Here is a 22051-nt window from a genome sequence, read left to right as displayed (position 1 = left end):
TATCAAATTAGGTTGCCAGGAAAGGCGCTCCAGAGCCTCTGAACCTGTAGGCATGATCGCGAATCGCACATGACTGGATACGCGATCGAGTCGATGACGTTGAAGATCCGTTGGCTGCCCACGCGTACACACATGGAATCACGTGACCATTCGATTGCCATGCGCAGTGCATGGCAGTCTTTGAAGCTTGAATCCCCAGGGTACATGGCGAAATCTAAGCGAATGGCCGTAGCAGCATGTGCAGGCGTGCAAACAGGCTGAGTCACGGAGTGGCTCGCTGGAACGGAGTGACGAAGCCAACAATCTGCGCGTAGTAGCCGGCTCGATGACTAAAAATGCGTGCGTGTGATCTACAAGCTCAAACCCAAAGGTTCGCATAATGTATATTATGTTAAACCAGATGCCATGTTAGAAATGTTCATGAGGCTCATAAGGTACTGATTCGACAAACCCGCTTCTGACGTCCAATCTCTCAACGGGCCATGTCCTTTGTGTTCATGGCGAGTCCTTGAATGAGGTGGCTGCCGATGAAGCTGATTCAGTGCCGTTTCTCTTCAGGTCAGCGTGTGCCGCTGCTCGTGCAAGCTGGTCATGCAGCGCCGTTGCCCATACTCATTCCGTTCATCTACGTCCAACTCAAACTCAGGCACCGCGCTTACAACACAGCTGCGGCGCACCTGCGCGCGATCCAGGCTTTCTACACCTATGCCAAAAGCCGTGACATCAATATTGATGACGCCATTTTGGCCTGCCACTTCGAGTCGATTCTGGCTTTACTCGACGGTTACGCCATCTGGCTCCAAAGCGGCCGTCAAGCCGATAACCTGGTCGCCAGAATCGGCAAAGTTGAAACGGTACCTTTTCTTCAGATCGATCCGCGCACCCGTGACCAGTACCTGCGGCTGTTAAAGCAGTACCTGTCCTGGTGTGTCACCCGATACATCCCGCGTGCTCGTCAAAACTCAACCACCCAGGCTAACATCGAGGTGGTATTTGCAGATGTCGCCGACGTCATTGAACGACGCTTTGAGAGCCATATCATCAATGTTCGTCCCGACCACGCTCGTTACCGCAGCCTGACAGATGCACAACTCCAGATCATTCGCACACTGATTCGCCCGGGCGCTGCGGAGAATCCGTTTCCGGAGCGACTGCAGTTGCGCAATTGGCTAATGATTGAATTACTGCTGGAGACGGGTATCCGTCGCGGAGAGCTTCTGAAGCTCTACACCACGGATATCAATCAGGGATCTCAGCATGCCTATGTCAGTATCAATGATCGCGAACATGATCCCGGCGACCCACGAACTGAAGAGCCAGCGCTGAAAACACACGGACGGACAGTAGGTATTTCCGCGCAGTTGTATGAGGTCTACGAGCGTTATATCCAAGGAGAGCGACGCCCCCTGCGTAACGGCAAACCAATGAAATTGCTGTACCGCTATTTGTTCATCTCTGACCAAGGCCGTCCGCTGTCGATTCGCGCGTTGTCAAACGTCCTTGATCGGCTGTTTCTGACCATTGAACTGGCTCATCCGGGGTTGTTGCCTACACTTTCCGCCCATGACTTTCGCCACACCTTTGCCGACCGGTTTTTGGCTTACCTGGTCGAGAAGCGTGGGTATGACCTCGAGCGGGCCACGGACGAACTCCGGCGAGTCTGCGGTTGGTCTGACACCTCGACGATGCCACGCCGTTATGCAAGTCGTTATCTAGCCGAGTCGGCCAATCTCCACAATGCCCAGCGTGCCTCGGCAGCCTGGAGCAGGCTTGACAGTTAGGAAGGTTCGCCATGACCAAATCAGCCGATCAGGAACACGCTTCACCCTCCTCCTCCTTTTCGGCTTACGTGTTCGAGGGCCCGGCTCAAGTTGCGATTCGAACTCGCACTAATGACCAGCCGAGGTACGTCGATACTCGATTGAGCGTTTGGACGTGGTACGACGGCGGAACGGCTATGAAAATAGATTGGACTGCGCTCCACCTGAATCCTAACCTCATGCAAATCGCCAAAGCGTTCCTAGCCTATGCACTGGAAAAGTATGCACCGGTAACGGCATTCAAAGCATCCGGGGTGTTCCTGCGACTGTCCGAGAGCGTTATTTCAGCCAAGTTTCCTTGGACGCGACAAGAGGTAGTGACGACCATAAGTACTTGGGCGAAATTTCGCGAGAGCACTATTTTTTTTAGAACGTTTTATCGCTGGGCCCTTAACCGAGGAATATTCGGCTTTGATAAGGAAACATATCTAGCACTTAAAGAAATCAAGACGAACCGCCATGATCCGTACAAACGTATATTTCTATCCCAGTCCGGTTTAGCCCTTAATGAAGAGATCCGGCTACTGCAGCGAATTGAGCGTGATATCCATACCAAAGGCTGGAGTGAAGCTCAACTCAACATGATGCTCCACTTGAGTTTCGAATTAGGCCCGCGTTCGATTCAATTCCATTCGCTAGATATTGTGGATTTTGAGTTCATCGAAAGCGCTGATCATGAAAGGTACTACACCCTCTGGCTACCCATGGCCAAAAAGGTCGGTCAACGCAGACCGGAGCGACGGCCCCGCAAAATAACAACACGGCTGGGGGAGAAAATCTTGCAGCATGTCTCGGAAATGCGGCGCCGCTTTGGCGGCGACTGCGAACCATTGTTTGTAAGTCCTAACGGCAGACGCATGTCTGTAACCGAAATCGGTGTGGGCCTCAAACACGAGCTACGTGAAGCCGGGATAGATAAGCCGAACCAGGTAACAATGTTGCTGCGTCATCACCTCGGTCAAGGTTTGGCGGATCAGGGAACTCCGGCAGACATGATTGCTGAACTGCTCGGCCACAACACCACGGTTGCGGCGCGTGCTTATGTCACCGCAACCCCGAACATTGCCCGGATCAAAGAGAAAGCACTCGGAAAGAGCCCTAGCTATCAACGCATCATGCGCAGCTTATTGACCGGGGAAATCGTCCAACGCCATGATACTGTGCCGGAAAGAGCCATCCGAGGTGTGATCGATACGCAGTACATCGGGGATATTGGTGCCTGTGCCCTCCCAGTTCATACCCACTGCCCCTACAATCCCGTCTACGCCTGCTACACCTGCAAGAAATTTCATCCCTTTGCTGACGGCCGCCATGAGCAGGTGAAAGATGCGTTGCAACGGGAAGCGCAACGGTTCATTGACATGGCAGAACAAGCCGGTGACCTCATTCACAACCGGCCCCTCGCCCAACATCAGACAACCATCCTGGCAGTACGCGCTACAATCGAACGCTGCCGGCAGCACACGGAGGGTTCCGCGGATGACGCTGTCTAGGGCAAGGCAGAGCCTCAAAGGCTTCATTAAACAGGAACAAGTGATTTTTCAGTCTTTATCGATTCCAACCCCTTGGGAGTCAACGCTATGGTCGGTCCAGCATTGGTTGCCGCAGCGCTTAAAGCAGCAGACTATAACCTTTGAAACTCACCGACAATCGCTTGAAAAGAATGGCTATTCTGTTCCTCCTAAAGCTGCCCTTCCCTCGGATTTCCAGGATTTTTGCAAGGCATTAATCGTATATCTACAACGCACCCGAAGCCTGAAGTTTTCGATGGTCGCCGCCTACAATATTGCGGTACGCCGACTTTACAATCCGTTGTTTGAACGACGTGTATCCGACCCTACACAGTTGACGCGGGGCGATTTTGACCGTGTCGTAGAATTTCTCAGAGGGAGTGGCTACAAGAACCTTTACGATGCGATATCTCATCTTCAGGTAATTGCGGATACGATCGATAAACTACAATTAACCGACACCGCCATCCACTTTACACATGATGCAAAACCAGAAAAAAGCCGCCACGAGTTCATCTCATTGCACGATCCTGATCGTGCGGTAAAACAGCGTAAATCTGATGAGAGATTACCTTCTCGTGAGGCGATGGAGGCATATGCCATATGTTCGAACAACCCACTCAGTGACGGCGAAGAAATTTTGCTGCGAGTGATCGACTTATTGATAGCGACTGGGCAACGAGGTAACGAAGTATCAGTAATACCTTATGATTGTTGGGTCGAAAGGCCGATCAAAGGGACGACAGGAGAAGTAGTTGTCGATGCCCATGGCAAGCCTCTCGTCGAATGCGGAATTAGGTACTTCGCGGAAAAGCAATTTCAATCCCGTGTTCATTGGCTGGCTGAAAGCGACATTCCTCTAGCCAGGCGCGCAGTAGAGCGATTAAAAACGCTAACCAATGAACAACGAGAAATTGCCGCCTGGCAAGAACTCCACCCAGGACGTATTTGGAGCTACCCCCCTCAGTCAGTGATATCCGATGCAAAGGTCTTGGACTGGCTAGGTTTTAGCGAAGCAAGAAGCGCAAGCAGAAATCTATACCTTTTCCTCACACGCAACGGTGTCCATCCATTTGACGATGAACCGGATGAAAAGCAAGGAAGGTCGTTAAAGCGACGTTACGTCGCCGGGGAGATTGAGCGACTGATCGTCCCGAGGATCCGTGGGCACGCGGCATTGACAGAAAATGTCGGGGGACAAGTTCGTATCGTACTTAGAACCAGCGAAACGCTTGCGATCGCTTTCGACGGCCAATTTCGTTTCGGTGGACGTGAGGCGAATGTGTTTCGTGCGGTCCCGCGTCGGGTCACCCTCGGGGATATCAATCACGCATTAGGTGACGATGAAAAATATACGTCCATTTTTTCGCGTCGTTCATTAACCGAATCCGATGGAACTCCGATTAGGCTAACAAGCCACCAACCTAGACACTGGCGGAACACAATTTACCACTTGACCGGTATGAGCGATGTTCAGCAAGCATTGGCTCTGGGGCGAAAACGCCTCGACCAGAATGTTTATTACCAACACACGAGCATTGAAGAAAACACCGCTGCCCATCATGAGTTTCTGGCGTTCAATAGCTATCACGAGCGCCTCGACTTTCTACATACAGCCATAAGAGATAAGCGCATTCATGGCGCTTTGACCGATAGTTACCATGCTTTGCTATCAGATAAAGGTACAACAACCGCGGAAGCATTCCTCACCGTACACGCTACGGCGCTGCATGTGACCCCTTTCGGAGGTTGTATCCACGATTTCTCCCAGGCACCCTGCCCTAAGCATCTTCAGTGCTGGAATGGCTGCTCGCATCTACATCTGATGGGCACTCCATCGGAGCGGGTCAACCTTGAAGAACAAGCCAAGAATCTGACGAAGGCAATATCCATCATGCGCGACGCAGGGACCGGAGAGGCAGGCAGCGATGTATGGCTAGCAGACCAGGAAGACAAGCTCAACAATTTAAAATCTGTCCTTGCACGCGATACCAGTGGAGGTGTGCAACGCGTGTTTCCAGATGGGCATCCTATGACAGTTGCAGATACGGACAAACGACACAGTTCGGTTTCAGATGACTAGAGGCGACCATGGCGCGACGACAGACATTGAGGGGCGGCGCTCTAGACGAGGCAATAGACATCCTCCTCGCCCAGATGATTAGCTCAGGAGTGGAGCTCGCTCCCATTTCCCGACCGGAGGTGCAGCGCCGACTGGGCCTGACAAGCCGAGCTACTCTAGGAGGTGACCGTGCAGACAGAATCGAATCAGCCCGAATTGCACAACTTAAGGAAGGCGGGAGAGATCCAGACCATGCCCGTCGGCGCAGAACCCTTGAAGAGCGTATTGCAAGTCTTAGGACGGAAAATGCAGTCCTGGTGAGACAGCGAGACCAGCTTTTTGAAGCCCTTTCGGCAATAGCGAACAACTGCCTACTTAGTGGGCTAGATGTGGAGTCGATAATGGCGCCGTTGAGGAACACCCATAAATCTACGTAGCCAGTCTATTGACTACAGATTACGGCATGATCAGCTAAGCTGCCCTAGGACAAGCTTGTACAGATTTCTAACGACTATACATTACGGTATGGGTTCCTCGGCTACCGTTCCGCGCCCTACCGCTTCAGCCATCCTACCGGAGCAGACCTTACTTAGCTGCCTCCACCTGCTGACCTGATTGTAGGGTCACAGCATGAAGCCCTCTGCGAATTGCAGCAGTATCTCTTCAACCTGGCTTGTGCCTTGCTGACTAATCAGCATCTGCGCTGGTGCCATGCCGCCGAATCGCACCTTGTGCTTTGAGAGCCAAAGCTTGGCTTTGTCGGACTCACCAAACACCGCATCGGCCATAGCGTGGATATGCGCGACGCGAAAGAAGCGATCACTCTCCTCAACTGTCAGGAGCTGATTGCGGTTGATGCGACTCTTTAGCGCGTGTGACGGTCACGGTTTGATGCAAGGAGTTGACATCTGCATCAATCACCCATAGTGTTTCATCCGTAGCCCTTGAGGCACTTGAGTTCTATCCCCTAGAGGGATCTGCAAAGCCCGGTTAGCTACCGGGCTTTTGCCTTTGTGCGATTCGAGATTGGACGTCAAGGTAATCGCAAGCCCCATAGCACTTTGCTATCAGCGGAGCCCTATGAGCCGTGCTGACATCACGTCGAATACATGCGCCCTTGCCCCCAGGGTTAGCAATCAGCCGTGCTTGAACACATGGTTTTAAGTAGTCAACTCTAAAATTGACCACCCGACATTCTTGAGTGCCGCCCGCCGCTTTTCGCCTGTGGCTCCCTCCCCCAGTGAGCTCTGACGTATGGCCAGGCACAGCATATGAGTCGGTCGGGTCATCCCCACGTACATCAGCATCATGTCCTTCTTGATGCTCTCCTGGGGACGTTTGGTTCCTGCTTTTTTGCCCTCAAGACACGGCATAAGCTTCTGAATGAAGTGGCTGTTCCGGAAGGTCTCTAGAATCAACGTAGCAGCGTGGGTCTTACCCTTTTCCGAATGGATGGATGACATCCGGATATCGACGCCGTCGGCCCCATCCTGGAATCGGTAGGTGTTGACCAGGGATCCTCCGCTCTCTCCGACCTCAGTGGCTGCTGGGGCAGACTCCCAGGCAAGGTATTGGCGGCCTGGGAGGTCAACCGTCACACCCTCGGAGTCATAGAGCACGGCTGCCAGCAGCAAGAGTTTCGGGGATATGACCGTGATCCAATCCTGCTGCGTGATTTCAGACGATACGAACAGGATCTGCTGGAGACACTCGCGGTACTGGGCGAAGGTTTTGATTCTAGTCGTGAGCTTTTCCTCCACTGAGGTTTTGTGTCGGCCTCTCAGTCGCACTGAGCTGTTTGGAAACGCCAACTCGCCGAGATTGATCAGGCACGAGGCCAACAGTTCAACGGCCGAATAGGCTGTGGGCTCCTGCATCGCATAACGCCGGGCGATATGGGCGCCTTCCGCGAACGTGCGGGGCTTGAACGAAGTCTTGGTCGTATCAGACCGATAGGCTGGCCAGTAATGCTCCAGGGCCTTTGGGTATTGGTTAGCTTTGAAGTTCTCAAGCCGGTGCACGGCGCCGACGGCGAACACACCAGCCTTGCGCGTATCCGCTGGTAAATGTTTCAGCACCAGCTTGCCGAATTCGTCCAGCACCCCGGTTGCATCCTTGTCTGGGAAAACGATGATCGTGTTAGGGACGGTGCTGGTTTCGCCGTCGGCCCGAAGTCCTTTCAAGCCATCCGTGATGGGGACATATGCAAAGGGGTTAGCTATCGACGCGATGGCCTGATCAAAGCGGAAACTGCTCGCGATTTCCAACTTACGTCGCGGGTCAGGGAACGGATCCAGAAGCGCCGTCTTCTTCTCGAAGATTTCCTGATTGGGATCGCCGACGCGGATGAGCCGGACAGCTGGGTCATCATGGGGAAAGATACGTTGAAGCACGCGCGCCTGCTCAGGCTGGGTGTCCTGCATCTCATCGATCAATACGCACGGAAACCGTAGGCGTAAGGCGGCGCCCACACTTTCTTCCTGATCGAGCAAGGCGTGGCCCAGCACGAACACTTCGTCGAAGCAGAAGTACCCGGCCTTGGCTGCACCACTGAGCGATTTCACCACGCTCTTGTAGGTCTCCGTATGTGGTGCAAAACCAATGTCTTCATCGCCGAGCGGCTGGTCAAAATCGGCAGACCGGACCCGCAAGCTGAGAAGGGTTTTGAATTTTTTCTCGAAGGCGGTCTGTGCACTTAGATGTTCGCGGTACGTCAGTTCCTTTCGACGGGCTTTATGGGTGGCATCATCGTCGATTGCCTGCAGCGCGATGCCTTTCGAACGTAACCATGGCGAGGCCAGGAATCGGCCGGTGAAGCCATGAATGGTGTCGATGTAGTGAGGAAAGCGCAGCAGCCGTTGCCCCACCTCTGTGCCGCCGAGGCGCTTTTCGATCTCCTCCCGGGCGGCATTGGTGTGCGAGAGCACACAGATACCCTGCATGCGACTCTTCCAATGACGAGCCAGGATGGCGAGCTTCGCGACAACCAGAGTCGTCTTCCCACTACCGGGACACGCCGCCACGTCCAAGGTATTCATGGACTTCAAGAAGTTGCGACGGGGCTCGTCCAGCGCCTCCAGCCCCATCAACTCAATGACCCAGTCAACATCGGCGTCGGTGATTGGGGCGACCAGTTGGCTGAGCGTCATTTGGCTGCCTCTTCCAAAGAATCCGCAGCCCCTGTGCTTGGCGCGGCGGGTGCCGTCGTCGGGTGAACTGGACTGGTGGCGGTCAGGGCAGAACCACTGGTCGCATATTCAATCGCATGGACAACATAGGTGGGCAGTAGAGCCCGCAGCTTGGTGGCGTCCAGGGTGTGGTCATCGAAGCGCTGGTCAATAAAGTCGATCAGGTGCTGGGCCGCGATTGCTTTTGACGCCCTGTTGAATAGCTTGTAGATCGAAGAGCAACGGGCTTCCTCGGTAGCATGTGCGGCCTGGATCTTATTGAATTCTGTCTGCGCCTTTTTCAGCAAGGTGGCCTTGGTTTCCGTGCCGCCATCGATTTTCTCCTCATGGATGGCCAAGTACGCGGCATGATGGACTTCCTTCGAGAGCCCCTTGAATGCCAGGTCGTATTCGAGCGTCCAGTGGTCGGCTACGAACGTTCGTACACATTGCCCATCGCTCTCGGCGCGCTTTTCGCGATGTTCCTTGAGGCCCTTTTCAATTTCCGCCTTGGTGGAGCCAAAGTCTTTCATGGCGCGCCAGCGCCGTTTAGCGATGTCTGGCCACTCCGCCCCCTTCACTCCCTTCAGGCCCCGAATCTCGGGGGCGCAGTCCGGCATCACGTCCATGTCGGTGATACATGCCGTGGGCACGGTGATCTCGCCCTGGGAGGTATCCTTGCGCTGCAGGATCTTTGAGTAGCGCCGCAACCCCACACCGCCCACGTTGATGATCGAAACTCCGTGTTTGGTGAGATCTTTGCCCAGCCGTCGCGCAAGCGAAGGCAGCAGAATGGCTTCCGCATCACCTTCCACGACAAGCAAGCCCTTGGCAAAAAACAGGCCCGCCTTGGTGACGTCCAGGAAGCGACTGAGGAAGCGATAATCATCAGGTGCCAGGCAGGTCTGTTCCTCCGCGAGCGAGAAGGCCTGCTGACGCTGCATCAGCACCAAGTTCTGCAGAGGGATTTTCGAGCTCAGATTCGGGCTGTGCGTGGTCAAGATAACTTGAACCGGCCTCAAGCCTGTAGATGGCTGGGCCGCGGCCTCAAGAAACTCCATCAATTGGAGCTGGCGCTGCGGGTGTAGGTGGGCTTCAGGCTCTTCGATGAGCAACAACGGAAGACCGTCAGGCTCTTTACCGAGCAGTAGTAATTCGCAGGCCATGAACAACAGGTTGTTGGAACCCAACCCGTAAACGCCCCGAGCCTCACCAGTGGCGTGATCCAAAAGCCCGAGTTCCAGGCGCTCCAGGATATGCTTGAGCTTCGCGGGATCAGTTCCGGCCTCCCCGAAACCGATTCGGCTTGTCAGGGGCTGGCCAGCGAGCGATAGCGGCCGTAGGTATGTGTCGTTGATCTCCTTCTGGGCGGAGACAATGGCGGCGTGACTGTTCACTAGGTGGCGAAGAAAGTCGCCCATGCCGGCAATGCTCAGGGCTTCAGCGTCAGCGAGGTCAGCTGGGAGCGCCGCAGGGTCGAATGAACTGCCGACGTCAATATTGGGGAAACTACTCAGTACCTGGGACAGCCGAGAGTTTCTGCCCGGTGACATCTCCCGCTCTGCGTCACGCAGCGGTTTCAGGTATGCGGTGGCCAGCAGTTGCCGTACCCCCATGTCCAGAGACGGGCCTTCTCCGTTTTCACCCGAACGAACCGAGATATCGACCCATTTGCGGGTTGAGGCAGAGGCGACGACGCGGCGAGCTGACCAGTGAACGTACAGCCGTCCCACGCCGTCCTTGTAGGTCACGTATTCAGCGAAAGCGCCGAGTTCGGCAGGGCTAAGTCCTTCCAGGGTGCATCTGAGGGTGATGGTTTCCGCCTGAGTGCCATCGCTGGCAATGTGAAAGTCCTCAATCTGCAGTCGAAGATACTCAGCATCCCGGGTTTGTAAAACGTAACGGATCGCATCAATGACGGCGGTTTTACCGGCATCATTTTCACCTACGAGAGCAGTGACGCCTTTGTTGAACTGGATGTTCAACGCATGGCCACCGTTGCCAAACTGGCGGAAATTTTCGATTTTCAAAGCTGAAAGGAACAAAGCGCTACCCTCACCTGATTCAGAGGGTTGCCAGCCTGGCCGACACTTTCCCTCCCTGGATACGCTGGCTATATGCCATGAAAAACCTGTGTGAGCTACTCAACTCATCGACGAGTTGCTTCAAGTCTCAGTCAGGAAGCCTGAGCACTGCTTCCAACAGCGGGCGAATTGCGCGCGTGGGTGTCGACGTAGTACGGCCGAAAAAATTTGGGTACCGCACGTCCCGCCAACATGAATGCCTCAGGCGGCTCTCTGCGGATATGCACTAAGAGTGCAGTATCTCAATGTGGAGCCGCTTTGCTATTACCGGGCAGCCACCCTATCTAAATCCATGGTATTTCCTGTCCTTCGACCAAGGAACATAACGAACGGGATCGGCCTCAGTGCTAAAGCGCACACCTTGGATTTTGTGAATCACGATGCAATCTCGCGCTAGCCGCAGGCTTGGTTCTGGGGGCGGCACCAAAAGCAAATACTGGGAGTGTTCATCATCGGATTTAGGTTCAGCTTCCCAAATTTCGGGGTAGTAGATCCATCTATCCTCATCAGGCTCATAGAGGCTCACATGCTCTGCCTCATCCGCAGCTTTGACTCGCTCCACCCCACTGGCTTTATGGAAAAGAATCACGTTTTGGCCCGGCGAAGCATCCTGAGCCACTTGCACAGAAGGGAATAAGATCCCATCGATATTCAGCTGATCATGAGTTGCGAGGTAGTCGGCAATCGCTTGGGTGATCAGGTATCCGCTTTCTGCCCAATCAGGCATAACCGGCATAGTTAGCTGCCGTTGTAAGGCTTTGAGAAAAGCGCAGCGCTCAGAGAGGCTCTTGCGAACTGGATCGAAATAGCTCAGCTCACGGTGTGGACGCATTGAAGCCAGATCGTGCAAGTTGAGAAGCCGCAAAGGCCGAATGACGTCGAAACGTGCGGTGACAACCATACTGCCGACGGGAGGACGCACTTCGGCAATTGCCGTATGGTCATCTGTTGCACCGTAGAAAACCGAGATCCCTTTGGCATTCATTCGACCAGGGGCCCCCTTACCTCTGGGTACCGGACCCAGATGCTTTTCGGGGTGCTTCAGGGCTTCCTCCATTATTTTGTTGTCCTGAAACACCCGCCCCCGCTGGAATGATGTGATCTCCTTTCCCTGCCCCACCTCGACGATTGCTGATCGATTATCATTCGAACGCAAATCTTCAATGCCGTCGAAAACCATGGCCAGGATTGTCCCGACCATGGGATTTGCCAGTCGCGATTCAAACTGCAGGCTGTGTTCCATTTTGCGCCAGCCCATCGTTAATTCGGACGAGGCTTCAGTCTCTTCGACAAAATAGGGGTCGTCCTCAGGATCGTGGTAGCTCCACGAATCGAGCAACCGCTCATGGACATCCGAAAGAAGCGTCTGATTGGCACCCAGCATGCGCTCCAGCACGTCGTACAGACTTTCGCCGACTGGAGGATAACCGTGATGAATTACTGAGCCCGGCTGCTGGATAGGTCGGAACGAGGCTTGGATTGCCGTATCGCACAGCTCTACCAACTCTTCCATGTCCATGACAGGAAGCTCTCGGTCACAGTAATCGCATTCGCCGACATCATTGTCTGAAGCCTGATCCCGCAGATAGGCCTCGGTGAGGCAATCGGTACACACCAGCTGACTCATCACGTATTCCTTGACTGTTTCACACGATATATCCCTGCTGCCAGGCAAAGACCACTCTCTATCCTCAGCTTATGCCGAGCGGATCGTGCCCATGCAAGTTGTTATATGCGCCCATCTCGACTGGGGCTCAGCTTTTCAAAGGCCCAAGGTCAATCGCCAGGCAGCGAAGGTCGGTGACCTCTGCAATCATGGTGTCGCTGGCCTCGTGATAGGCGAAAGTGCCGAGGAAGTAAAACGTGAAGTACCTTACCACTCGGGCCTGATCGAGAAGCTCATTCACATAGCGCCTCGATCGGTGCTGAGTCATGACCTCATCGGAGACCTGGAGAAAGGCTTCCTTATCCGCGACCTTGTCGAAGAACCTGAATACGAAGCCAGCCTCTTCTCTTCGTTCGATCCTCCCGCCACCGCTGTAGACGTATCCTGCGGTATCAGGTTTGGCCCAAGCCACCTTCTTGAAGTACGAACGCAGCGGTATCTCGCCTCGCCCTGTCACGTTGATGGTTACTTCAGGGAACAGATCTTTGAGGGCCTCGCGTGTGTCGTGGTAATAATCCACCAGCTCTCGAAGATCACCGCTCCGGTGCTTCCGGTCGGTTCGGGTACCTTCTGCGTCACCCTCGCCACGCCGACGATTGGGCCCTGCCTCGTCCTCGTTACCTGGGACGGCTTGAGGTGGACGGACTACCGATTGTTCAGGCTGCGTTGGGGGAACAAATATATCGATGACCGAGGTGAGTTGGCGTTTAGCTAGGCGGGTGCGTGTCTGTAACTCTGTTTCTCCTGGCAGCGGTGCATCGCTACTCTCGTCCTCATCGGGCAGCACCCACTCGCAATCTGCATGATGAGCATAGTGCTCGTTGTCTTTGTAGTGGGGAGATTTGACGCGCGCTGTGTCGGTTGGGTGGATGTCGTAATTGACGGCTGTGATCTTAGGCACCACCTTGAGCATCCTGCATTCCGGTGATGAGCACTGGAACAGAAAACGGCTGCGTGGTTGGTTTTGATTGAAGTAGGCCTGGCGTGCACCGCCAATGGTTAATTCCTCCCCCAGTTCTACACAATACGCCCGGGTGATCCTTCTCTTCGTTCGCATCTACAGCCTCAACGCAAAAGCTGGAGACTAACGCGCCGGGTGTGGAGCGCCAAGGGGCGATTCACAGTGTTGTGGCTCAATGATTCTGGACACCCCCGATAGGAGCTAAGTTTCGCCCAAGCATGGAGTGTTTCCGTGACCAGAAGCATTCATTACAAATCTCAAACTCGAAGCAGTTGGCCTGGTTTTGGATCACGGGTACCCCATTGCCGAAGCCTGCAAATCGATAAAGATTGCTATTTAGAGGATGGTGGGCGCCCTATAGCTGGATCACTTGAAATTGGGTGAAATATAGCAATTTGCAATCATCAAGGTATTTGGCTAGCTTCTCTCAATCCCAAGCGATCGCAGCTCGAAAACCGACAAGGAGGTTAAAGTGGATATCGTCATCCTGATTCCAGGCATCATGGGCACTACCCTGCTGGCAACCGACGCAGACGGCAAGCAAGAAGAGGTTTGGCCGCCGACGCCCTACGAAGCCGTGATGGGTTACAAACGTCTGGATCTGCTGACTCGGCCCGACCTGAAAGTCGGCGAGCCGATCAATAAAGTGGCCTGCTACAACTTCTACAGCCTGCTGCGCGAACACCTTGACGACCTGGGGTTCAAGAACACCGACAAAGGCAAGCGCCGCATCGAGTTCGGTTATGACTGGCGGCAAGACAATTTCGATAGCGCGCAAAAGCTGGCCAAGCTGCTTGAAAAACTGCACACCCAAGAACCCGGTGCGCGCGTTACCCTGGTCGGCCATTCCATGGGCGGCCTGATCTCGCGCTTGCTGCTCGAACAGGCGCAAAACCAAAAACAACCTTGGTTCGCCTGCATCACCCAATTGATTACCCTGGGCACACCGCACCTGGGCGCACCGCTGGCATTGGCGCGCATCTTCGGATTGGACAGCACCGCGGGGGTCAGTGCAACAGACGTCAAGCGCCTGGCCAACGACCCACGCTATCCGTCGGCCTACCAACTCCTCCCTGCCCCAGGTGAAGCGGCGGTATGGGCGCTGAACAGTCCTGACCTGAGAGCCGTCGACATCTATGAACAAGAGTCGGCCAAGGACTTGGGGCTGGACTATGACTTGGTGAATAAAGCTCAGCGGATGCACCAGGTACTCGCCGCAGGCACGCGCCCTGAAGGGGTGCGTTACTTCTACTTTGCCGGCAGCGGCCATCAAACTGTCACCCGCATCAATGTCAACCACACCTCCGGCCAGACTGTTGATCATGCCATGTCGGTCATTACCAAAACCGATGATGCCGGCGACGGCACAGTGCCGCTGTACAGCTCGTTACCTACGACTGGCCAGCGCCAGATTGTGATCAACGAGCACGCCACCGTATTCAAAGGCGAAACGTTCCGACGTGCGTTCTTCCGCTTGCTGGGCGGGAACGTTGGACCTGCAATCGAGACAATCGGCAAAGCCACATTGGCAGGCTCTCTTGATCGTCCGGTCTACGAGCAGGGCGAGCCAATCGAAGTGACCTTGGAGGTGCTCAACCTAAATGCACTCGATGGCAAAGGGCGCACCGCGAGCATCGAAGGGGAACTGGTCATTACCGACGCTCGCGCAGATGCACAATCGCCAGCGCATACATACCGAGTGAACTATTCAGGGCCACTTCTCGACCGCCTCAGCCTGGTCATCAAGTCCAATAAGTTCGCGCCGGGCCTTTATGAATTGCGCTTCCTGGGCCAACCGACACTCAGTGACCCGTTGCACTTCGCAATCACCACAGTGTGAACATGGACGTCGCAAAGCAACTGCGCAGTCGCCTGCGCAGCCAGGTAAACGTGAATGGCCGCGAAGGCATCGGGGCGGATCCACTGACCGAGCAGGCACGTGAGCATTCGCTCGCGTGCCTGGCAGCGCAGGTCGATGAAAACGACCCCGCGGCCAGGCACCTGCTAGCCAGTGCTCGCGCAGGCCTAGATTACCTGCGCAGCGAGAGCGGTATCCTCACGCCGGCCATGCGCGTCGGCATCGAGGCCATCATCCTCACTGACGGCTCGCGGCCGGCGCTATTGGTCAGTAACGACAGCATCGATTTTCAGGACCCACAGATTGGCGGCTGGCTCAGCCGCCTGACCAAGAGCAAACCCCTTCTCAGGGAAACGTTAGGCAAAATTGCCCGCATTGCCCAGCAGCAGCCCAACGGCGACAGTAAAACGTTGGGCACGGGCTTTTTGGTTAACACGGGCCTGCTCGCGACAAATCGCCATGTGCTGCAAGAAATGGCCGCTCTGGATGGCACGGGTACCTGGCGCTTCAAGGACGACCTGGTCATCGATTTCGGGGGTGAGCATCAGCGCAGTAATCCACCGGCTGCACTCGCTCGGCCCGTCGCTGTTGAGCGCTTCGGGCCCGAGCCGATCTTGCAACTCGGCGAACCACAGCGCCTAGACTTCGCCTTGATACAGATTCAGGCGCTGCCCAACAATCACCTGCCCACGCCACTGCAAGTGTGCGATGCAGACGATGCCCACGCCTTGAAGCCAGGCACGCCGCTAGTCACGATCGGCTTCCCGGCCGAGCCGTCGTTTGGCATGGAGAACGCCAAGGTTCTGTTCAAATTATTCAAGGGCGTTTTCGACGTCAAACGGCTCTCGCCGGGCCTATTGGGCGATACGCTTGGTCAGGTGCCCGGCGATAGCCAGCCTCCGCGCTGCTTCAGCCACGACGCTTCGACCCTGGGCGGCAACTCGGGCAGTTGCGTGATCGGCCTGGATGATACCTGGCAAGTCATAGGCTTGCATTTTGGCGGGCGATCCGGGGAGTACAACTTGGCCCATGACATACGTGCGGTGATGGAGAGTGGTTCATGACGGCAGAGGATCTACGCCTAGCCAAGTGGGTGGTCGATAGTGAGTTGGCCTTTGCCGAACTATTTCTCACCCTGCAACAACGCGATGACACAAAGGTTCAGTACGATACCCTGAGCCAAGCCGGCGATACGCTCGAACAGCGCATGGCCAGGGCCTTCGGCCATGCACGCTCGGGCGGCTGGCTGAGCGAGTTCTGCACTAACTGCGTGACCGCTCGGCTAGTGGCTCGCGGCTTCATTGAGGAGGCGATCAAGCAGACCGCATCGCCCTGGATGGTCAAAGCCCAGGCCTTGATCGATGCCGATTCACCATTCTTGAACAGTGCCCTGCATGCCAAGGGGCTACTACACGTTGCCGACTATGTATGCCGTATAGAGATCGATGGCCGGCATGCCGGCACAGGGTGGCTCGTGCCGCCTGACATGGTGGTAACTGCCGGCCATGTGCTGACCTCAGGTAGACCGAATGGTCCTTTGGTCGATGTGGACAAATCCGAAGAAGCCGACCCTTTCAGGGTCGTTGTGTACTTTGACGACAAGCTCGACGTGTTCGGGGGCCGCCGGGTACGCCGCAAACCCCGTGAGTTCCTGCTTGCCGAACAGTGGCTGGTGGCACTGAATTCACCGGCAATACAAGCCGGCGGCATCGTCCAGCATGGTTTGGTTGACCAAGACTACGCCATCATTCGCCTGGCCGAAGCCCCCTTGCCGATGGCCCGACCTATCGAGATGAGCGCTGCCCTGCCGTATCACCAGGATTACCTACTGGTGGTTCAACATCCCGAGGGGCAAGTGATGTGCCATCAGCAAGGCAAGGTTACTGGGCTTCATGTAAACCCAGGGCTGTTCCAGCATTCGGTCAATTCCGAGCCCGGCAGCTCGGGGGCACCATGTTTCGACGTCAACTTTAAAGTAGTCGGCATTCACACGGGCGAGTTGCTTGGGACGACACCGGCGAGTAATCTGGCAACGGCCATCGATCAAGTTGCTGCGGCCATTGCACAACAACCTGTAACGCTGCCATCAAACTGGCCCTACAGCTTCGATGATGCGGACGGGTTCTCGCGCCCCATCGTTGATCGCGAGCAGACCCTGGCATGGCTGCGTGAGGCCTGCACCAACGACAACCAGCGCGGGCTGATTATTCGCCCGAGCCTGCGCATGCCGGCTGGAATGACCTTTACCGCTGACTTGTTCAAGGCCCTGCTTCCGCCTGAGCAGCACCGTGTGGTGCGGATGTCGGCGCTGGATATTCATTCCCTTGGCGCAGAAGACTTCGCATTGCGGCTACTGACGGCCACAGGCAAGAGCAACCCCTCGCCGTTCACCCAGCCGCAAGGTGAAACCACATACGTAGCCTACCTGCGCAACACCTTGGTACCCGAGTTGCTGGCCAGACTCGACCAAGCACGCATGGAACGCTATGTCTGGTTGCTGCTCGACGACCTGAAACGCCCGGACGCCTCCCATGTGCCGCTGGGCGACGGCAATAACCTTCGCGAATTGCTGGAATTGCTCTACGAGGCACTGGCGGGCTACCACTGGCTACGCATCGTGTTGCTGGGCTATGAGGGCACTCCTCCCAGAGCCGCAGCCGCCTACTGGAGCGAGCAGATACTGCCCGACCTCACGCCTGCAAGGTTCTCGCAGTACATGGATAAAGCCTTCTCTGGCGTGCCCGACATCAAGTACCGCACAGCACTGAGCAAGCGCTATAAAACGATGACTGCTGACCAGCCCACAACTGCCAATCTGCACTGCATGGCTACGACGTGCGGGCTGTTCCTCGACAATATGAGATCCCTATGACGGCCTCTGACGACGAAGCACTGCGCAAGCGCCTCGCCGCGCTGGAAGAAAGCCTGGCCGCCCAGCAAATACCGGCCACCGATACCTTTACCGACAAAGCCCGCGAGTTGATTGCCAACGTCGCCTTGGCAGGTGCTTTCGACCTCGGCCAACTGGCTCGCAAAGCCCCCCCCAGCGAGCGCGAGGCCCTGGTTGCGCACCTCAGCGACATCTCCGAACTGGTGATCGACACTGGGGATCTGTACCGCCGCCTGTCCATTGGGCCTCGGCGCAAGGCGCTGGCCGAATTGCTGGTCAATCCGGACTTCACGCGCAGGGTACTTGACCATTTCAAGCCCGCCCTCCAAGACCTCGAAGGCAAGTACACCGCACAGTTACTGCGTGGCTGGCAGCCGCAACTGCAACTGCTGAGCACGCCGCAGTTGCAATCCTTGGCGGTGGCCACCGGTTGGTTGCAAGGCTTGTCCGACACCCGTAAAACCCTGAGCCTGCCAGATGCACGGCAGGTGCAAAGCGAAATCGCCAACCGCACCCGTAATCAGGAGCTGCAGGCACTCGTGGGCGAAGGCCTGATCGGTCGCGAAGATGAACTGAGCGAGCTCCAGGTCTTCGCCACCGATGTACAAAATAAAGGCCACATTCGGGTCATCGACGGCGAAGGCGGGATCGGCAAGTCGAGCCTGCTCGCGGCACTGACCCAATCATTGAATGCCCTCACGCCTCCCCTGCCCATCGTGCATTTCGATTTTGACCGGCCCTCGCTAGACCCTGAAGGGCCTGGCCTGACCTTGGAGCTCACCCGCCAGTTGGCCCGCTACAACCCCAAGGCCAAAGACGATTTCAACGATATCAGAAAGAACTTCAAGCGCTCGTTCACCGATCGTTCGGCTAGCCGCTACGACATGAGCTCTAGCCGCGAGCAGACGTTGTCCTCCAGCATGGAAGGCAGCGCGTTCATCCGCTCCGTCATTCACCGGCTCGGGCTGCACAAGCAACCCGTCTTGCTGGTGCTGGACACGTTCGAAATGCTCGCTGGCCGTGGCGATAGCGCCGTCAGCGCGTTGGCCGAGTGGCTGGAAATAGTCTGGCAGGACTTCGACATGCACGGCATGCGCGTGCTGGTAGCAGGGCGCGCGGCGGCAAACATGGCGCTGCCGTTGGGCAACAGGATCGGTAAACCGTTCAACCTGGCGCCACTGTCCCAACACCATGCCCGTGCCCTGCTGAGCCGCGAAGGCCTCAGCAGCAGCCATGCAAAAAAAGTGGCCGCCGCGTTGGACGGCAACCCGCTGGTACTGAGGCTCGTGGGCCGTTACCTGGCAAACCATCCCGACCATGTGGAAGAATTCCTGAAAGATGCGGCCGGGCTGGACAAGGCGCTCGGCCAGGGTGTGCTCTACACACGCATTCTCAATCGCATCGGCATTGGCGAGAGCGACCCGCTGCGCAAGCTGGCGTATCCGGGGTTGGTACTGCGCGTGGTCACGCCAACACTGGTGCATGACGTGTTGGCTCCCCTGGTGCTGGGCGACGAGCTATCGCAGGACCAAGCGCAGGCGCTGTTCGACCGCCTCAGGCAGCACGCCTGGTTAGTCGATGAGCACGCGCCGAATCAGGTACGCCACCGCAAGGATCTGCGTATCGTGACCTTAGGCCTGCTGCGCAAGGATCCGGTGGCCGGGCCGCTTGCGCAGCTGTTGCACCGAGAAGCCATTGAATATCATCGTGAGGAATGCGACCCAGACCTGTCGAGAGAGCAGCACCTACTGGAAGTCGTCTATCACCGCCTGATGACGCTGCAAAGCCCGCAGCAGTTGGATCAGCAGGAGCAGATGCTGGTCAGGCAAGCCATGGCCGGTGACCTCAGTGAGCTCACGCCCTACTCGGCAGCGCTGGCACGCGCCTACTGCCAAATGCCGCCGTTGCGCGAAGACCTTGCATTGTTGCCGGGTGAGTTGCAGCGTGAGGCGACCGCTGAATACGCCTGGGCGCTGATCGATGCCGACCGGGCCGAAGAAGCCTTGGCACTGCCGACGCCAGGCTTTCTGCCCGTGTGGTGGCTGACCGCGCAGCATGACTTGGCCAGATGGAATACCCCTGCCGTTGGTAATGCTCTTGGCATGGACTATGAGGCCTTTCGCGGCATCGCCTCCAGCAGCCGCGAGCATCAACAGAACGCCCTCGCGATCAGCGCATTCCTCGACCTCTGGCGACGCCGAACCCGCAATATCCCCAAACCTTCAGTGTTGCTGCGTATGGTCGAAGCACGACGAACAAAACGCACTATCGGCTGGCTCAAGGCTATGGTCGCCTGGGGCATTGGCGCGCTGCAGCAACCTGCCAACGTCGATCAGGAATGGGGGGTGATGTACTCGACCCTCACGCAGACCCTGGATGATTCACCGCTCGCCAGTTACGAGAAAGCACGCCTCTGGCTACTGTTGTGGGCGGCGGGCCACGTCAGTGAGGATGACCTCTTCGTGGTTCACGGTGATGCCTTGTCACTGGACGACCGTTGCCTGGCCAAGCTTCATAGGTTGTGTGATGTCGTGCCGGGCAGTTACCAGCTTCGTGCTTGCCTGGCCAAGGTCAGAAAGCAACGTGTCGAATTGGAGCAGGTCGGGCTCTACACCCGCCAGCTTGCCGAGGCCATCACCGAGTGCCAGGCCAATCGGATTGGCTTTTTCACGATCGCTGGATTCACCCCCAACGAAATGCTGCCTGGGATGATCGTCGAGTTACGTGCTCCCACCCGGCAACTGATCCGCTCTGCCCTAACCGATTCCACTCAGCGCCAAACCGCCAATCGGTACTTCCTCGATCTGATTGCCAATACACCAGGCACCCCGGCCGCGCTCAAACAGGATGTATGGCTGAGCAAATTATGGAAAAGCAGTGGCAATAGGGTGTTTATACCCTTCGTCGAATGGCTCGCGCGCATGTGTTTGGCCAGTGAGGTGTGCCGCGAGTTCGAGCGGATCTGTACTGGCGATACTTCGCGGCAGTTCCACCAACTAGCTCAGGCCTGGCGCTTGGTTGAGGCGCTTGAGCCATCCTCACCAGCACCCACGACCCAAGGGCCCAAAGGCCCCAGCCACTGACAAATCATGAAAGATCCTAACAGGCTCTGTCGCGTCTAGGCTCTATCTGAAGTTCCGGCAAACAGAACTCCCGGCCCCGAAAGCAGAAATTCTGTAATTTTTTCAGCCATCTACGGGAAGGAATTCTGTGATGGCCAAGCGCTACGAACTGGCAGATGAAGCATGGGACGTGATCGCGGATCTATTTACTCCAACCCACTTCAGAGGCAGGCCGCGATCGAGTAATCGCCTGATACTCGATGGCATACTGTGGCTGCTGTGCTCAGGTGCTATATGGCTAGACATGCCCAAGCGGTTCGGGCCTTGGCGAATGGTCTACCATCGCTTTCGTTATTGGCGTAATCGGGCACATTCGATCAGTTACTCAAGCGATTACACCTCAGACTCGGTACTGTAAAAAAGGGGCCTAATGAACATGCCGATCACGCTCTAGGCCGCGGTAGTGGTGGACTCACTACTAAGATTCATATGCTTTGCGATGCCAACGGCGTACCGTTGCGCTTGCTCCTCTCTGGCGGTCAAGCCAATGACATCAGCGATGCCTGGCCGCTGCTGGATGAAGTAAGCATCCCAACGGTAAGCGCTGCCGGTAGCTGCTAGCCGACAAGGGCTACGATGCCGATACAATGCGGCGTTACCGCATGCAGCCGGTCATTCCTTTGCGCTCGATGAAGCGCAAACCCAAGCCTGGCCTACCCCGCCTGTTCGATCGCCCCAAGTACCGTCAACGCAATGTGATCGAGCGCATGTTTGGCTGGCTAAAAAGAGAATCGAAGGATCGGGACTCGCGTCGACACGCTCGCGAAAGGTTATGCGGCGATGGTCTCGCTGGCCTGCACTATGCGGTGTTTGAGACACCTCTTTTCAGACAGAACCTAATGACGGGAAAGCTAGGTCTATGAACACCAATCGGTGAACAGTTGCGTTCATTTCATCGACGTTGGGCCAG

At 56.1% G+C, this 22051-nt stretch carries 11 protein-coding genes and 2 pseudogenes; 8 read left to right on the top strand and 5 right to left on the bottom strand.

Features of this window, described 5'->3' with window-relative positions; genetic code table 11:
* The first annotated feature begins 527 nt into the window (after window positions 1-527).
* From ACODS1_RS04285 to ACODS1_RS04275, 3 genes are read left to right on the top strand one after another with little or no spacing between them, the layout of a single operon-like run.
* Window positions 528-1781: a tyrosine-type recombinase/integrase gene (locus ACODS1_RS04285; protein ID WP_489084674.1), complete on the top strand. Its 1254-nt coding sequence runs from the start codon at window positions 528-530 to the stop codon at window positions 1779-1781.
* Between the two features lie 11 nt (window positions 1782-1792).
* Window positions 1793-3313: a tyrosine-type recombinase/integrase gene (locus ACODS1_RS04280; protein ID WP_489084673.1), complete on the top strand. Its 1521-nt coding sequence runs from the start codon at window positions 1793-1795 to the stop codon at window positions 3311-3313.
* Complete coding sequence (locus ACODS1_RS04275; protein ID WP_489084672.1) at window positions 3300-5414, top strand: hypothetical protein; 2115 nt, start codon at window positions 3300-3302, stop codon at window positions 5412-5414. The genes ACODS1_RS04280 and ACODS1_RS04275 overlap by 14 nt, the downstream gene beginning before the upstream one ends.
* A gap of 602 nt (window positions 5415-6016) precedes the next feature.
* Here ACODS1_RS04275 and ACODS1_RS04270 read toward each other — a convergent pair.
* The 5 genes and pseudogenes from ACODS1_RS04270 to ACODS1_RS04250 form a co-directional block, all read right to left on the bottom strand.
* Window positions 6017-6274, bottom strand: a pseudogene (locus tag ACODS1_RS04270) (antitoxin Xre/MbcA/ParS toxin-binding domain-containing protein); the annotation flags it as partial.
* 279 nt (window positions 6275-6553) lie between these two features.
* On the bottom strand, window positions 6554-8542 hold the full coding sequence (locus ACODS1_RS04265; protein WP_489084671.1) for a UvrD-helicase domain-containing protein: 1989 nt from the start codon (window positions 8540-8542) through the stop codon (window positions 6554-6556).
* Window positions 8539-10605, bottom strand: coding sequence for an ATP-dependent nuclease (locus ACODS1_RS04260; protein ID WP_489084670.1), 2067 nt, complete (start codon window positions 10603-10605; stop codon window positions 8539-8541). Before ACODS1_RS04260 ends, ACODS1_RS04265 begins: the two co-directional genes overlap by 4 nt.
* A gap of 319 nt (window positions 10606-10924) precedes the next feature.
* On the bottom strand, window positions 10925-12271 hold the full coding sequence (locus ACODS1_RS04255; protein WP_489084669.1) for an RES family NAD+ phosphorylase: 1347 nt from the start codon (window positions 12269-12271) through the stop codon (window positions 10925-10927).
* A 127-nt stretch (window positions 12272-12398) separates the two neighbouring features.
* The gene (locus ACODS1_RS04250) at window positions 12399-13223 is read right to left on the bottom strand and encodes an ATPase (RefSeq protein WP_489084668.1); all 825 of its coding nucleotides are present in this window, start codon (window positions 13221-13223) and stop codon (window positions 12399-12401) included.
* 520 nt (window positions 13224-13743) lie between these two features.
* Between ACODS1_RS04250 and ACODS1_RS04245 the strand changes: the two genes are divergently transcribed.
* The 5 genes and pseudogenes from ACODS1_RS04245 (at window position 13744) to ACODS1_RS04225 (ending at window position 21981) form a co-directional block, all read left to right on the top strand.
* Window positions 13744-15111, top strand: coding sequence for a lipase/acyltransferase domain-containing protein (locus ACODS1_RS04245; protein ID WP_489084667.1), 1368 nt, complete (start codon window positions 13744-13746; stop codon window positions 15109-15111).
* 2 nt (window positions 15112-15113) lie between these two features.
* The gene (locus ACODS1_RS04240; RefSeq protein ID WP_489084666.1) at window positions 15114-16193 is read left to right on the top strand and encodes a trypsin-like serine peptidase; all 1080 of its coding nucleotides are present in this window, start codon (window positions 15114-15116) and stop codon (window positions 16191-16193) included.
* The gene (locus ACODS1_RS04235) at window positions 16190-18001 is read left to right on the top strand and encodes a trypsin-like serine peptidase (protein ID WP_489084665.1); all 1812 of its coding nucleotides are present in this window, start codon (window positions 16190-16192) and stop codon (window positions 17999-18001) included. Before ACODS1_RS04240 ends, ACODS1_RS04235 begins: the two co-directional genes overlap by 4 nt.
* A complete protein-coding gene (locus ACODS1_RS04230; protein WP_489084664.1) occupies window positions 17998-21102 on the top strand; it encodes a P-loop NTPase family protein in 3105 nt (1034 codons plus the stop codon). Before ACODS1_RS04235 ends, ACODS1_RS04230 begins: the two co-directional genes overlap by 4 nt.
* A gap of 130 nt (window positions 21103-21232) precedes the next feature.
* Window positions 21233-21981 (top strand): annotated as a pseudogene (locus tag ACODS1_RS04225) (IS5 family transposase).
* Window positions 21982-22051 lie beyond the last annotated feature (70 nt).

The sequence above is a fragment of the Pseudomonas sp. FG29 genome, assembly GCF_057809355.1.
This window is presented reverse-complemented; position numbering and strand designations above follow the sequence as displayed.

Coding starts and splice junctions, on each gene's coding strand:
- ACODS1_RS04285 (WP_489084674.1), top strand. CDS start 528: ATGAAGCTGATTCAGTGCCGTTTCTCTTCAGGTCAGCGTGTGCCGCTG.
- ACODS1_RS04280 (WP_489084673.1), top strand. CDS start 1,793: ATGACCAAATCAGCCGATCAGGAACACGCTTCACCCTCCTCCTCCTTT.
- ACODS1_RS04275 (WP_489084672.1), top strand. CDS start 3,300: ATGACGCTGTCTAGGGCAAGGCAGAGCCTCAAAGGCTTCATTAAACAG.
- ACODS1_RS04265 (WP_489084671.1), bottom strand. CDS start 8,542: ATGACGCTCAGCCAACTGGTCGCCCCAATCACCGACGCCGATGTTGAC.
- ACODS1_RS04255 (WP_489084669.1), bottom strand. CDS start 12,271: ATGAGTCAGCTGGTGTGTACCGATTGCCTCACCGAGGCCTATCTGCGG.
- ACODS1_RS04250 (WP_489084668.1), bottom strand. CDS start 13,223: ATGCTCAAGGTGGTGCCTAAGATCACAGCCGTCAATTACGACATCCAC.
- ACODS1_RS04240 (WP_489084666.1), top strand. CDS start 15,114: ATGGACGTCGCAAAGCAACTGCGCAGTCGCCTGCGCAGCCAGGTAAAC.
- ACODS1_RS04235 (WP_489084665.1), top strand. CDS start 16,190: ATGACGGCAGAGGATCTACGCCTAGCCAAGTGGGTGGTCGATAGTGAG.
- ACODS1_RS04230 (WP_489084664.1), top strand. CDS start 17,998: ATGACGGCCTCTGACGACGAAGCACTGCGCAAGCGCCTCGCCGCGCTG.